The sequence below is a fragment of the Microbacterium sp. NPDC003461 genome (genome assembly GCF_053588335.1).
On the sequence record NZ_JBSFPT010000002.1, the window covers coordinates 56,057 to 69,713 of the forward strand.

12 protein-coding genes are annotated in these 13,657 nt (G+C 72.5%); 3 read left to right on the plus strand and 9 right to left on the minus strand.

Annotated elements, in window-relative coordinates; all coding sequences use genetic code 11:
• Positions 1-2: 2 nt before the first annotated feature.
• The 8 genes from ruvX to ACWDR7_RS01585 form a co-directional block, all read right to left on the minus strand.
• A complete protein-coding gene (ruvX, locus tag ACWDR7_RS01550) occupies positions 3-470 on the minus strand; it encodes a Holliday junction resolvase RuvX (protein ID WP_449853178.1) in 468 nt (155 codons plus the stop codon).
• A gap of 2 nt (positions 471-472) precedes the next feature.
• Positions 473-3,133, minus strand: coding sequence for an alanine--tRNA ligase (gene alaS / locus ACWDR7_RS01555; RefSeq protein ID WP_449853179.1), 2,661 nt, complete (start codon positions 3,131-3,133; stop codon positions 473-475).
• Between the two features lie 74 nt (positions 3,134-3,207).
• Positions 3,208-3,396: a hypothetical protein gene (locus ACWDR7_RS01560; RefSeq protein WP_449853180.1), complete on the minus strand. Its 189-nt coding sequence runs from the start codon at positions 3,394-3,396 to the stop codon at positions 3,208-3,210.
• A gap of 88 nt (positions 3,397-3,484) precedes the next feature.
• Positions 3,485-4,114: a 30S ribosomal protein S4 gene (gene rpsD, locus ACWDR7_RS01565; RefSeq protein ID WP_449853181.1), complete on the minus strand. Its 630-nt coding sequence runs from the start codon at positions 4,112-4,114 to the stop codon at positions 3,485-3,487.
• Between the two features lie 161 nt (positions 4,115-4,275).
• Positions 4,276-5,529 carry an ABC transporter permease gene (locus ACWDR7_RS01570; protein WP_449853182.1) on the minus strand — a complete coding sequence of 418 codons (1,254 nt, stop codon included), beginning with the start codon at positions 5,527-5,529 and terminating at the stop codon, positions 4,276-4,278.
• Complete coding sequence (locus ACWDR7_RS01575; protein WP_449853183.1) at positions 5,526-6,257, minus strand: ABC transporter ATP-binding protein; 732 nt, start codon at positions 6,255-6,257, stop codon at positions 5,526-5,528. The genes ACWDR7_RS01570 and ACWDR7_RS01575 overlap by 4 nt, the downstream gene beginning before the upstream one ends.
• A gap of 1 nt (position 6,258) precedes the next feature.
• Positions 6,259-7,206: a hypothetical protein gene (locus ACWDR7_RS01580; RefSeq protein WP_449853184.1), complete on the minus strand. Its 948-nt coding sequence runs from the start codon at positions 7,204-7,206 to the stop codon at positions 6,259-6,261.
• A gap of 182 nt (positions 7,207-7,388) precedes the next feature.
• Entirely contained in the window at positions 7,389-8,696 is a 1,308-nt protein-coding gene (locus ACWDR7_RS01585) for a replication-associated recombination protein A (protein ID WP_449853302.1), read from the minus strand.
• 101 nt (positions 8,697-8,797) lie between these two features.
• Here ACWDR7_RS01585 and ACWDR7_RS01590 point away from each other — a divergent pair, with 101 nt between their 5' ends.
• The 3 genes from ACWDR7_RS01590 (at position 8,798) to ACWDR7_RS01600 (ending at position 11,427) form a co-directional block, all read left to right on the plus strand.
• Positions 8,798-9,076, plus strand: coding sequence for a dioxygenase (locus ACWDR7_RS01590; RefSeq protein WP_449853185.1), 279 nt, complete (start codon positions 8,798-8,800; stop codon positions 9,074-9,076).
• Positions 9,077-9,154: 78 nt separating this feature from the next.
• Positions 9,155-10,774, plus strand: a complete 1,620-nt coding sequence (locus tag ACWDR7_RS01595; protein WP_449853186.1) for a DUF349 domain-containing protein — start codon at positions 9,155-9,157, stop codon at positions 10,772-10,774.
• 98 nt (positions 10,775-10,872) lie between these two features.
• Positions 10,873-11,427, plus strand: coding sequence for a type IV toxin-antitoxin system AbiEi family antitoxin (locus ACWDR7_RS01600; protein WP_449853187.1), 555 nt, complete (start codon positions 10,873-10,875; stop codon positions 11,425-11,427).
• Here ACWDR7_RS01600 and ACWDR7_RS01605 read toward each other — a convergent pair.
• On the minus strand, positions 11,406-13,655 hold the full coding sequence (locus tag ACWDR7_RS01605; RefSeq protein WP_449853188.1) for a RelA/SpoT family protein: 2,250 nt from the start codon (positions 13,653-13,655) through the stop codon (positions 11,406-11,408). The genes ACWDR7_RS01600 and ACWDR7_RS01605 overlap by 22 nt on opposite strands.
• Between the last annotated feature and the right edge of the window lie 2 nt (positions 13,656-13,657).

The following is a 13,657-nucleotide window of genomic DNA, read 5'->3' on the forward strand; positions in this document are numbered from 1 at the left end:
ATCTACTCCTGGATCGACGGGACCGGCTCACCGGCGGGTAACCCGGTGCGCTTCTCGCTGTCGACGGCATGCTGCAGCAGCACCACGGCGGCGACCTGATCCACCATGCTACGAGAACCCTTCTGGCTTCGCCCGGACTGGCGCAGCGCCGCGTGGGCCGTCACCGTGCTGAGGCGCTCGTCCACGAGGCGCACGGGGCGCTCGTCGCGCGCGGCGAGCTCCGCCGCGAAGGCGCGGGCGTCGGCGGTCGACGGCGTGTCCTCGCCCCGCAGGTTCAGCGGCAGGCCCACCACGTACTCGAGGGGATCGTGCTCGCGCGCGATCTCGAGGATCCGCGCGATCGAGGCCTCCGAGCGGGGCACCGTCTCGACGGGGACGGCGAGCATGCCGTCGGCGTCGCAGCGCGCCACGCCGACGCGGGCGCGGCCCACGTCGATGCCGAGCCGCACCCCGCGACGGAACTCCGCCACGCCTACAGCGCCTCCACCGCGGCGCGCACGGCGTCGAGGGCTGCCGGGATCGCCGCGGCGTCCTGCCCGCCACCCTGGGCGAGCTCGTCCTTGCCGCCGCCGCCCCCGCCGAGCGTCGTCGACGCGGTGCGCACGAGCGCCCCGGCCTTCGCGCCCGCGCCGCGGGCGGCGTCGTTCGTCGCGACGACGACCACGGGGCGGCCGTTCGCCGTGCCGGCCAGCGCCACGACGGCCGGCTCCGAGCCCAGGCGCTCGCGCACCTGCGTGACGAGCGAGCGCACGTCGTCCGCCGATCCGACCGCACCGAGGTCCTGCGCCACGAGCGTCACGCGCCCGGCGCGCTTCGCCCCGGCGACGAGCTCGGGCACTCGCTGCTGCAGCGCCTGCGCCTCGTACTGGGCGATCCGCTTCTCGGCCGCCTTGAGGCTCGCCGACAGCTCCGCCACGCGCGTGGCGAGCTGGTCCTTCGGGGTCTTCAGCGCGTTCGTCAGCTCGGCCACGAGCGCCCGCTCGCGCGTGAGCTCGCGGAACGCGTCGAGCCCGACGAGCGCCTCCACGCGGCGGTTGGACGCACCGACCGACGACTCGCCGATGAGCGAGATGAGGCCGATCTCGGCGCTCGAGCCCACGTGCGTGCCGCCGCAGAGCTCGCGCGACCAGGGGCCGCCGATGTCGACCATGCGCACCGTCTCGCCGTACTTCTCGCCGAACAGCGCCATGGCGCCCGCGGCCTTCGCCTCGTCCAGCGACATGACGCGCGTGGTGACCTCGAGGTTGTCGCGCACGGCGTTGTTGGCGATCTCCTCGACCTCGCTCTTCGTGGCGTCCGAGAGCGCCTGACCCCACGAGAAGTCGAAGCGCAGGTAGCCGGCGCGGTTGAGCGATCCGGCCTGCGTCGCGCCCTTGCCGAGCGTGTCGCGCAGCGCGGCGTGCACGAGGTGCGTGGCCGAGTGCGCCTGCTGTGCGGCGCGCCGGTTGACGGCGTCGACGACGGTCGTGGCCGCGGCTCCCACGCCCACCTCGCCGCGCGTGACCTCGACCGTGTGGCTGATGAGACCCGCCACGGGGCGCTGCACGTCGAGCACCTCGAGCTCGAAGCCGGGGCCGACGATGGTGCCCTTGTCGGCCACCTGGCCGCCCGACTCGGCGTACAGCGCCGTCTCGGCGAGGATGACCTCGGCGATCTCGCCCTGCGTGGCGCGCGGCACGGGCGCGCCGTTCACGATGACGCCCAGCACGCTCGACTCGGTCTCGAGGTCGGTGTAGCCGGTGAAGACGGTCTCGCCCTGCGCCCGGAACTCGCGGTACACGCTCACGTCGGCGATCGCGCGCTTGCGCGCCTTGGCGTCGTCCTTTGCGCGGCGCTTCTGCTCCTGCATGAGCGCGTCGAAGGCGGCGCGGTCGACGCCGAGGCCGGCCTCCTCCGCGATCTCCATCGTCAGGTCGATCGGGAAGCCGTAGGTGTCGTGCAGCAGGAAGGCCTGGTCGCCCGCGAGGGCCGGCGTGCCGGCCTGCTTCGCCTTCGTGACGGCGGTGTCGAGGATCGTCGATCCGCTCGACAGCGTGCGCAGGAACGTCTCCTCCTCGGCGAACGCGTAGGCCGACAGGCGATCCCACTCGGTCTCGAGCTCGGGGTAGCCGGCCTTCATGGCGTCGCGCGACGCGGCGAACAGCTCGGGGAAGGTGGCCTCCTCCACGCCCAGCAGGCGCATGGAGCGCACGGCGCGGCGCATGAGGCGACGCAGGATGTAGCCGCGGCCCTCGTTCGACGGCGTCACGCCGTCGGAGAGCAGCATGAGCGACGAGCGCACGTGGTCGGCGATCACGCGGAAGCGCACGTCGTCGGCGGCGTCGGCGCCGTAGCGGCGCCCGCTCAGCTCGCTCGCGCGGTCGAGCACCGGCCGCACCTGGTCGGTCTCGTACATGTTCTCGACGCCCTGCTTGAGGAACGCGACGCGCTCGAGGCCCATGCCCGTGTCGATGTTCTTCTGCGGCAGCTCGCCGACGATGTCGAACTCGGTCTTCGAGCGGACGTTGTCGATGGCGTACTGCATGAAGACGAGGTTCCAGATCTCGAGGAACCGGTTGTCGTCGACGGCGGGACCGCCGTCGGCGCCGTACTTCGGGCCGCGGTCGAAGTAGATCTCGGAGCAGGGCCCCGCCGGTCCCGGCTGGCCCGTCGTCCAGTAGTTGTCCTCGCGGCCCAGCCGCTGGATGCGGCTCTTCGGCAGCCCCGCGACCTTCTGCCACAGCTGCTCGGCCTCGTCGTCGTCCTCGTAGACGGTGACCCACAGGTCCTTCTCGTCGAAGCCGAGGCCGCCGTCGGCCTCGCTGGTCGTCAGCAGCTCCCAGGCGTACGCGATCGCGCCCTCCTTGAAGTAGTCGCCGAACGACCAGTTGCCCATCATCTGGAAGAACGTGCCGTGGCGGGCGGTCTTGCCGACCTCCTCGATGTCGTTCGTCCTGATGACCTTCTGCAGGTCGGCGGCGGACGGGTACGGCGCGGGCACGACCCCCGTGAGGTAGGGGATGAACGGCACCATGCCGGCGATCGTGAACATGATCGACGGGTCGTCGCTCACGAGCGATGCGGACGGGACGATGGTGTGGCCGTTCTTCTCGAAGTAGTCGAGGTAGCGCTTCGCGATGTCCGCGGTCTTCATGGGGGTGTGCTTCGTCCTTGCTGGTGCGTGCGGGGATCGCCGCTCGGGCTGCGGCGTCCGTCTCGAGGGGAGGATTACTCGGCGGCGTCGGCGCCCAGTCGCGCCTCCTGCGCGCGGTACGCGTCGGTCAGGCGGTCGGTGAACTCCGTGACGCGCGCGTCGATCTCGCCGAGCAGCTCGTGCCCGCGCGGGTCCTTGTTCATGAGGTGCGCGGCGACGAATCCGCCGATGATGCCGAGCAGGAACCACACCACGTTCTTCATGTCACCCGTCCTCACGTGATCGTTGTCGTCCATCGTATAGACACGAAGGGCGCCGGATCTCTCCGGCGCCCTTCGATGACAGCGCGCTTTAGCGCGCCGCGTAGTACTCGACGACGAGCTGCACGTCACACGTGACGGGCACCTCGGCACGCTTGGGGCGACGCACGAGCTTGGCCTGGAGCTTGTCGAGCTCCACCTCGAGGTAGCCCGGAACCGGGGGCAGGACCTCGGCGTGGCCACCGGCGGCGGCGACCTGGAAGGGCTCGGTGCCCTCCGAGCGCTCCTTGACGTGGATCGTCTGGCCCGGCTTCACGCGGAACGACGGGCGGTCCACGATCTGGCCGTCGACCTTGATGTGGCGGTGCACGACGAACTGGCGGGCCTGCGCCGTGGTGCGGGCGAAGCCCGCGCGCAGCACGAGCGCGTCGAGGCGCATCTCGAGCAGCTCGACGAGGTTCTCACCCGTCAGGCCGTCGGTGCGGCGCGCCTCGTTGAAGACGATGCGCAGCTGCTTCTCGCGGATGCCGTACTGCTCGCGCAGACGCTGCTTCTCCTTGAGGCGCACGGCGTAGTCGCTGTCGGCCTTGCGCTTGGTGCGGCCGTGCGGGCCGGGCCCGTAGGGGCGCTTCTCCATGTAGCGGGCGGCCTTGGGCGTGAGCGCGACGCCGAGCGCGCGCGACAGGCGGACCTTGCGGCGGTCCTGGGACTTGGTGGTCATGACTCCCTTTCACGTGGCCGCGACTCTCGCGGACCGACGGACGTACAAACCCCTCTCCCCCGTATGCGCGGCGTACGCCGGACTGCCGCTGGGGACTGCGAGATGGGATGTGCTCGGATTTCGAGCCGATCCAGGTTACCAGACCCGCCTGCGGAGCCCGCTCAGAAGCGGATCGCGTCGATCGGGCGCACGCGCATCGCGATGAGGGCGGGCACGAGTCCCGTGAGCGCTCCCACCCCGGCCGAGACGAGCAGGCCCGTCACGGCGGCGCTCATCGGGAAGGCGACGGCGTCCTGCAGCCCCGCGAACATGTTCTCCTGCACGACCGGCAGGCGCAGCGCGAAGATCGCCAGCACGATGCCGGCCACGCCCGCGACCACCGTGCCGACGACGCTCTCGAGCATCACCGAGAAGAACACCCGCCCGCCGGTCGCGCCGAACGACCGGCGCACGCCGATCTCGCGGATCCGGAAGCGCGTGGTCACGAGCGTGATGTTGAGCAGGCTGAGCGCGCCCAGCGCGAGCACGAGGATCGAGATCCCGCCGAGCACGAGGAGCATGGGGCCGAACGGGTCGTACCCGTCCTGCATCTGCGCCTCGTAGTCCATGCGGTACGCGTCGACCTGGAAGCCCTCGCCCAGGTGCAGGCCGAAGGACGCCCGCAGCGACTCCATCAGCTCGTCGGCCGTCTCCGGGGGGATCCACGCCTCATACGACGTGTTCGCGCCCAGCACCTCGGGCGACAGGACCGATCCGGCCTGGTCGTAGAGGATGTAGCCGGACTGCGCGTACTGCCCTCCGGTGTTCTGGTCGGGCATCACGCCCACGACGATGGCCTCGAACGAGCCGGCGGCCGTGGGCATGCCGTCCTCGCCCCACGTCTGCAGCTCGATATCCACGCGCGGCGAGCCGGTCAGCGCGGGGGCGCCCAGGCGCTGCCACCAGCTCTCGTTGATGACCGCGGTCGGCACCAGCCGTGCCTCGTCGCGCTCGCCGAACCACGCGCCCTCCACGAGCGGCACGCGGTGCATGACCCCGAAGTCCGCGTCCACCGCGCGCACGTCCGCCCAGCCGTCGGCCGGCGGCACCACCTCGAGCCACGCCACGCGGCTGGACCACTCGATGCCGTGCCGCTCCACGCTCTCGTCGAACGCCCGCTGCAGCACGCCCGCCTCCGGCATCGCGCCCGTGTCCGGGTTGTACGCCGACAGGCTGACGAGCGCCGGGCGGCCCGAGCTGCGCTCCATCGACTCCTGAAAGCCCTGGTTCAGCATCTGGCCCAGCGCGACGACCGCTGTGAAGGCCGCCACCGAGATCGCCACGACGATGAGGCTCAGCAGCACGCGCATGCGGTGCACGCGCAGCTCCTGCCACGCCTCGGCCAGCGAGGAGACGAGGCCCGTCGCCCACCTCATGCGCTCACGCTTCCCCCGCGCGCGGCCGCGACCGTCTCGAGCGTCGGCTCGTCGGCCCGCAGCACGCCCTCCTGCAGCCGGTACACGCGCTGGGCCCGCGCGGCGACATGCGGGTCGTGGGTGATGGTGATGAGCGCCGCGCCGGCCTGCGTGGCGATCTCGTCGAGCAGCGTCATGATCACGGCGCCGGTCTCGACGTCGAGGGCTCCCGTGGGCTCGTCCGCGAGGATGAGGCGGGGCGCGCGCACGAGGGCGCGCGCGATCGCGACGCGCTGCTGCTCGCCGCCCGAGAGGCGCTCGGGCATCTGGTCCATGCGCCCGCCGAGCCCGACGCGCTCCAGCATCTCGGCTGCGAGGGCGCGGCGGCGCCAGAAGGCGCGGCCACCGTCGTAGAGCAGCGGCATCTCGACGTTCTCGAGCGCCGTGCGGCGCGGCAGCAGGTTGAACTGCTGGAACACGAAGCCCACGCTGCGCCCGCGCGTGCGGTCGCGGCGCCCCGCCGACATCCGGTCCAGCGGCACGCCGTCGAACTCCAGCGTGCCGGAGGTGGGGGCATCGAGCAGACCGAGGATGTTCAGCAGGGTGGACTTGCCCGAGCCCGAGCGGCCCATGATGCTCACGTGGTCGCCGACCTCGACGTCGAGGTCGACGCCGCGCAGGATGTGCAGCGGCTCGGCATCGGGCAGCGACACCGTGCGCGTGATGCCGCGTGCGTGCAGGAAGACCACGTCAGACCCCCGACTCGTCGCCGGCGAGCAGGACCGAGGTCGGCACGTACTCGTAGACCATCTCGCCCTCGGCCACGCCCTCGACGATCTCGATCTTCTCGGCGTCGGCGATGCCCAGCGTCACGTCGCGCTCCTCGGGCAGGCCGTCGTCGCCCACCACGAAGACGGTCCCGGTGCCCGCCGCACCGAGCACGGCCGTGACCGGCAGCACGACGACGTCCTCCGCGAGCCCGCCCGCGATCGTCATCGTCGCGGCCAGTCCGGGGAACACGCGCACGCCGTCGGGCACGGGGCACCGCACGGTCGTGGTCACCTCCGCGGGGGCCTCGCCGTCGTCGGCGCCGGGCAGCGGCGTCTCGAGCACGAGCCCCGTGCACGTGAACGGGGCCGGCCCGTTCGTGATCTGGATCGACGCCTCGGTCGGCTCCGACAGCAGGCGGTACCGATCGGCGGGCGAGATCGATCCCTGCACGCGGAAGGTCGAGGGCGCGACCGCGCCGACGGTGTCGCCCGGCGCGACGGTCGCGCCGCTCACGAGCGTCAGCGACGAGAGCGTGCCGCCGGCCGGTGCGACGACCTCGCTCCAGATCGCGAAGGTGCTGCCGTCCTCGAGCGGCACGTCCTCGCGCACGCTCGCGACGACATCCCCGATCGCGACGGCGTCGCCGACCGCGTGGAAGACGTCCACGACGACGCCCGCCTTGTGCACCGTGAGGCTCACGGCGGGGTCGTTCTGCACCGTCGCGGCCACCTCCAGGTCGTTGCGCACGGTGTCGCGCCAGGCGGCCACCTGCGGCTCGGAGATCTCCCCCGTCGGCATCTCGCCGCCGCCGAGGCCCTGCACGCTCTCGCCGTCCGGGAAGAACGCGAGCTTGATCAGGCCCGCGGCGATCACCGCGAACACGAGCAACCAGGCGACGGGCAGGATCACGCGGCGGAACACCATCATCGGCGTCGTCCCTTCGGGGGATGATGCGGGGGCATCGGGGCGGGATCGCGGACGATCGCCGCGGGTTCTCATCCTGTCGGATCGGATGTGTGCTCGGCAATCAATTCAGGGTGAGAGGCGCGCAGTACCCGGGGATCCCACGATTCCACCCCTGACATCCCGCCCCGAACGGGCGCGGCCCGTCAGCCGTCGATGATGCGGCGCAGCTTGTCGAGACGCTCGCCGATCTCCCGCTCGCCGCCGAGCGGCCGCGGCTCGTAGTACCGGCGCCCCTGCAGCGCGTCGGGCAGGTACTGCTGCGCGACGACGCCGATCTCGCTGTCGTGCGGGTAGCGGTAGCCCTTGCCGTGGCCCAGGCGCTTGGCGCCGGCGTAGTGCGCGTCGCGCAGGTGCTTCGGCACCGGCCCCATGCGCCCGGCGCGCACGTCGGCGAGGGCGGAGTCGATCGCGTTGATGGTCGCCGGCGACTTCGGGGCGGTCGCGAGATAGAGCGCCGCCTCCGCCAGCGGGATCCGCCCCTCGGGCATGCCGATGAAGGCGACCGCGTCGGCCGCGGCCACCGCGATCTGCAGCGCGCGCGGATCGGCCAGCCCGATGTCCTCCGCGGCGTGCACGACGAGCCGGCGGGCGATGAAGCGCGGGTCCTCCCCCGCCTCGATCATGCGCGCGAGGTAGTGCATCGTCGCGTCGGGGTCGGATCCGCGGATCGACTTGATGAACGCGCTGATGACGTCGTAGTGCTCATCGCCCTGGCGGTCGTAGCGCAGCAGCGCGCGGTCGACCGCCTGTGCCACCTGCTCGGCCGTCACCGTGGGGATGGCGTCCTCGGCGGCGGGATCCTCGGCGTCGGGCCGCTCCGCGGCCTCCGACAGGGCGACGCCCGCGGCGGCCTCGAGCGCCGTCAGGGCGCGGCGCGCGTCGCCCGAGGCGAGCTGGATGAGCGCCCGCCGGGCCTCGGGATCGAGCGCGACGGCGCCCGCGAGGCCGCGCGCGTCGGTGAGGGCGCGATCCACGAGCGTTCCGAGGTCGTCGTCGGTGAGCGGCTGCAGCGTGAGCAGGAGCGAGCGCGACAGCAGCGGCGAGATGACCGAGAACGACGGGTTCTCGGTGGTGGCGGCGATGAGGATGACCCAGCCGTTCTCCACGCCGGGCAGCAGGGCGTCCTGCTGCGCCTTCGTGAACCGGTGGATCTCGTCGAGGAACAGGATCGTCGACTGGCCGTACAGATCGCGCTGGTTCAGCGCCTCCTGCATCACCTCGCGCACGTCCTTGACGCCCGCGGTGATCGCCGACAGCTCGACGAAGCGGCGCCCCGACGAGCGCGCGATCGCCTGCGCCAGCGTCGTCTTGCCGGTGCCGGGCGGCCCCCACAGGATCACCGAGACGGTGCCGGGCTTCGTCGCCTCCGGATCGGCGAGCGCCACGAGCGGCGAGCCGGGCCTGAGCAGGTGCGCCTGGCCCGCCACCTCGTCGAGGGAGATGGGGCGCATCCGCACGGCCAGCGGCGTCTGCCCCTGGAACAGCGCGGATCGACTCACCCCGCCAGCCTACGCGCGAGGTCCGACACCCGTCTCTCGCGTAGGCTCTTCCCGTGGCAGTGAAGACGAAGTCGCCCTCACGCGAGGAACGCGAGCGCGCCCGCATCTACGAGGCGCGCAAGAGACTGCGCGATGCGCAGCTGCGCCGCCGGACGCGCGACAACGCGATCGTGTCGATCGTCGCGGGCCTCGTCATCCTCGGCGCGGTCGGCGCGCAGGCGCTGTACTACACGAGCGGTCCCGGCGCGCCCGCGCCCGCCCCCTCGGAGACGCCCGGTGCCGGCACCCCGGCGGTGGAGCCGACGCCGCCGCCCGTCACCCCCGCGTCCTGACCCTCTGCCCCGATCCGTTCATCCCGTAGGCTGGGCGGCGTCCCTCCCTTCCCGCGGCCAGCCGCCAAGGAGTCTCCCGTGAGCACGTCCGATCACACCCCCGAATCCGCACCGCCCGTCGACGCCGAGTTCCCCGTCGCCGAGCCCGCAGAGCCCGCCGCCGACGAGGTCGTCGCGCCGGCCGAGCCCGCGTCCGCCGACACGCCCGAGGATCCCGCGCCCGAGGATCCCGCGCCCGAGGATCCCGCGCCCGAGGGCCCGGCGCCGGAACCGGCCGACGAGCCGCAGACGGAGACGCCCGAGGCGTCGGAGTCCGCCGAGGCACCTCAGCCGCAGGCCGAGCCGGCCGCCGCCGCGCCCGCGTCGCCGCGACCCACGCCCGCGCCGCGACCGATGCCCCGCCCCGTGCCGTCGCCGGCCGCCGTCGCGCGCCCGAAGGCCCCGGCCGCCGCGGCGCCCGTCGTGACCCGCAAGGACTACAGCGAGTGGGGTCGCATCGAGGACAACGGCGCGGTCGCCGTGCGCGAGGGCGACGAGTGGCGCGTGGTCGGCGAGTACCCCGACGGCACGCCCGAGGAGGCGCTGCAGTACTTCGGCCGCAAGTTCGACGACCTCGAGGTGCGCGTCGTCACGCTCGAGCAGCGTCACGCCCGCGGCGGCGCCTCGGCGTCGGATCTGCGCAAGCAGGCGGCGGCGCTGAAGGACGAGGTGGTCGGCGCGGCCGCCGTCGGCGACCTGCAGGGCCTCGCCGCCCGCCTCGACGCGCTCACCACCGAGCTCGCCGCCGCGAGCGAGGAGGAGGCCGCCGCCAACCGCGCGGCCCTCGAGGCCGCTATCGCGGAGCGCACCGCCATCGTCGAGCAGGTCGAGGCCCTCGCGGCGCGCGACCCCCAGTCGGTGCAGTGGAAGCAGGCCTCGAGCGAGCTCGACGCGCTCTTCGCCTCGTGGCAGCAGCACCAGAAGACCGGCCCGCGGCTGCCGAAGGGCACGGCGCAGTCGCTCTGGAAGCGCTTCCGCGATGCCCGCGCCACGTTCGAGCGGCACCGCAGGGCGTTCTTCGCCGAGCTGGACGAGGCACACAAGGAGGCGCGCGACCGCAAGACGCGCATCGTCGAGCGTGCCGAGGCCCTCGCCCCGCAGGGCGAGGACGGCATTCCCGCCTACCGCGCGCTGCTCGACGAGTGGAAGGCCGCCGGACGCGCCGGCCGCAAGGTCGACGACGCGCTGTGGACCCGGTTCAAGGCCGCCGGCGACGTGCTGTACGGCGCGCGCGCCGAGCGTGACCAGGCCGAGCAGGCCGAGTCCGCTCCGCGCATCGCCGCCCGCGAGGAGCTGCTCGTCGAGGCGCAGGCCGTCACCGCCGAACGGGATCTCGTCGCGGCGCGCCGGCTGCTCACCGACATCCAGCGCCGCTGGGACGAGGTCGGCCGCATCTTCCCGCGCGAGACCGAGCGCGCGCTCGACGACCGCCTGCGCAAGATCGAGCAGGAGCTCAAGGGCCGCGAGGACGTCGACTGGAAGAAGAACAACCCTGAGACCAAGGCGCGCGCCAACGACATGGCCCAGCAGCTGCAGGACTCGATCGACAAGCTCGAGGCCGAGCTCGCCGCGGCCGAGGCCGCCGGCGACAAGCGGGCCGCGGCCGAGGCCAAGGAGGCCCTCGACGTGCGTCGCGCCTGGCTCAACGCCATCGGCTGAGCCTCGCACGCCCCGAACGGCCGGTCCCGCACGCGGGGCCGGCCGTTCGTCATCCACAGGGCTACCGCCCGCGGGCCGCCGCGGTCGACACTCGGTGCATGCGGATCTACTTCCCGGCGCCCGGCGAGCTCTCGGCCCCCGAGCTGCGCGCGGCGGGCCTGGACGGCGAGCTCGTGCCGCTCGGGCTCGGCTGGGTCCCGGCCGACGCGGTCCAGACGCCCGCCCTGCGGGCCGCGTCGCTCGCGCCGCTGGTCACGCCGGGCCTGGCCGCCGTGGGGCTCACCGCGGCGTGGGTCCACGGTGCGCTCGACCAGCTGCCGCTGCCGTGCCAGGCGCAGCGCGCGACGGCGGGCGGGGCGCGCCGGACCGGCGGCGGCGCGCTGCACGTGCGCGACGCGCTGCTGCCCGCCGACGACCAGGAGGCCACGGTCGGGGTGCGGGTCAGCACGCCTGCCCGCACCCTCGTCGACCTCACGGGCGACGAGATCGCGGGCGCCGCCGCGGCGCGCCCTCGGGCGGAGGCGATCCGCCGGCTCGCCGCCGATCCGGGCATCCTCGCCGCCGCGATCGCCGTCGCGCGGCGCCGCGCGCGCATGCCGCGCCGACCCGAGATCCTGGCGCGGCTGCGCGCTCAGGAGGACGTGACGCGGTAGACGTCGTACACGCCGTCGATGCGGCGCACGGAGCTCAGCACGCGGTCGAGGTGCACCGAGTCGCCCATCTCGAACACGTAGCGGCTGATCGCCAGCCGCTCCTTCGTCGTCGACACGTTCGCCGAGAGGATGTTGACGTGGTTCTCGCTGAGCACGCGCGTGATGTCGGAGAGCAGCCCGGAGCGGTCGAGGGCCTCGACCTGGATCTGCACGAGGAACACGCTCTTGGTCGTCGTGCCCCAGGTCACGTCGATGAGGCGCTCGGCGTCCTCCTTCAGCGACTTCACGTTGGTGCAGTCCGCGCGATGCACCGAGACGCCGGAGCCGCGCGTGATGAATCCGACGATCTCGTCGCCCGGCACGGGCGTGCAGCACTTCGCGAGCTTGACGAGGATGTCGTCCGCGCCGCGCACGAGCACGCCGGATTCGCCGCCCCGGCCGCGCCGCTGCGCGGGCGGGGCCGGCAGCTCGATGGGCCCGGTGACCGGCTCGCTCGTCTCGAGCAGGCCCTGCACCTTCTCGAGCACCGACTGGCTCGACACGTGGCCCTCGCCGACGGCGGCGTACAGCGCCGAGACGTCGTCGTAGTGCAGCTCGTGCGCGACGTCGCCGAGCGAATCCTTGAGCTGCTGCAGCGGCAGGTGGTGCCGGCGCATCGCGCGCAGCAGCGAGTCCTTGCCCTGCTCGATCGCCTCCTCGCGGCGCTCCTTCGTGAACCAGCCGCGGATCTTGTTGCGCGCGCGCGTGCTCTTGACGAACGTGAGCCAGTCCTGGCTGGGCCCGGCGTCGGGGTTCTTGGAGGTCAGCACCTCGACGGCGTCGCCCGAGCGCAGCTGCGACTCGAGCGGCACGAGCCGGCCGTTCACCTTCGCGCCCATCGTGCGGTGGCCGATCTCGGTGTGCACCGCGTATGCGAAGTCCACGGGCGTCGCGCCCGCCGGGAGCCCGATCACGCGGCCCTTCGGGGTGAAGACGTACACCTCCTTGGCGCCGATCTCGAACCGCAGCGAGTCGAGGAACTCCCCCGGGTCCTTCGTCTCGGCCTGCCAGTCCGAGATGCGCGCGAGCCATGCCATGTCCTGGCTCGAGGCGCGCTCGTCCTGCTTGCCGCTCGTGGCGGACATCCGCTCCTTGTACTTCCAGTGCGCCGCGACGCCGAACTCGGCCTGCTGGTGCATCTCCTGCGTGCGGATCTGGATCTCGACGGTGCGGCCGCCGGGACCGATCACCGTGGTGTGCAGCGAACGGTACAGGTTGAACTTGGGGGTGGCGATGTAGTCCTTGAAGCGGCCGGGCAGCGGCGTCCAGCGCGCGTGGATGGCGCCGAGCACCGCGTAGCAGTCGCGCACCGTGCTCACGATGACGCGGATTCCGATGAGATCGTAGATGTCGTCGAAGTCGCGGCCGCGCACGACCATCTTCTGGTAGACCGAGTACAGCTGCTTGGGCCGGCCCGACACAGTGCCCTTCACCCGCAGGGACTGCAGGTCGCTGCGGACATCGTCGATCACGTGCTGCACGTACTGCTCGCGCTGCGGCGTGCGCTGCTTCACGAGGCTGTCGATCTCGTTGTAGATCTTCGGGTGCAGCACGGCGAACGAGAGGTCCTCGAGCTCGGACTTGATGGCCTGGATGCCGAGGCGATGCGCGAGCGGCGCGTAGATCTCGAGGGTCTCGGTGGCCTTCTTCTTCGCCTTCTCGGGCGGCACGAAGCCCCACGTGCGGGCGTTGTGCAGGCGGTCGGCGAGCTTGATGACGAGCACGCGGATGTCCTTCGACATCGCGACGATCATCTTGCGGACGGTCTCGGCCTGCGCGCTCTCGCCGTACTTGACCTTGTCGAGCTTGGTGACGCCGTCGACGAGCAGCGCGACCTCGTCGCCGAACTCCGCGCGCAGCTCGTCGAGGGGGTAGCCCGTGTCCTCGACCGTGTCGTGCAGCAGCGCCGCCGCGATCGCGCGCGGGCCGAGCCCGAGATCGGCGAGGATCTGCGACACCGCGAGCGGATGCGTGATGTACGGCTCGCCGCTCTGGCGCTTCTGGCCGCGGTGCTTCTCGTCGGCCACGCGGTACGCGCGCTCGATGATGGCGAGGTCGCCGCGCGGGTGGTTCGCCTTGACCGTCGTGATGAGCTTCGTCAGGTCGGCGTGGCGGGGGGCGCGCGAGAAGATGCGCGGCACCAGACGTCGCAGGGACGACGTCGACGCCGGCTGCACGGTATCGACCATCG

Excerpts from the sequence above, each read along its gene's own strand:
- ACWDR7_RS01570 (WP_449853182.1), bottom strand. The coding sequence starts at position 5,529 with ATGAGGTGGGCGACGGGCCTCGTCTCCTCGCTGGCCGAGGCGTGGCAG.
- ACWDR7_RS01560 (WP_449853180.1), bottom strand. The coding sequence starts at position 3,396 with ATGAAGAACGTGGTGTGGTTCCTGCTCGGCATCATCGGCGGATTCGTC.
- ACWDR7_RS01580 (WP_449853184.1), bottom strand. The coding sequence starts at position 7,206 with ATGATGGTGTTCCGCCGCGTGATCCTGCCCGTCGCCTGGTTGCTCGTG.
- ACWDR7_RS01605 (WP_449853188.1), bottom strand. The coding sequence starts at position 13,655 with ATGGTCGATACCGTGCAGCCGGCGTCGACGTCGTCCCTGCGACGTCTG.
- ACWDR7_RS01585 (WP_449853302.1), bottom strand. The coding sequence starts at position 8,696 with ATGCGCCCCATCTCCCTCGACGAGGTGGCGGGCCAGGCGCACCTGCTC.
- alaS (WP_449853179.1), bottom strand. The coding sequence starts at position 3,133 with ATGAAGACCGCGGACATCGCGAAGCGCTACCTCGACTACTTCGAGAAG.
- ACWDR7_RS01600 (WP_449853187.1), top strand. The coding sequence starts at position 10,873 with ATGCGGATCTACTTCCCGGCGCCCGGCGAGCTCTCGGCCCCCGAGCTG.
- rpsD (WP_449853181.1), bottom strand. The coding sequence starts at position 4,114 with ATGACCACCAAGTCCCAGGACCGCCGCAAGGTCCGCCTGTCGCGCGCG.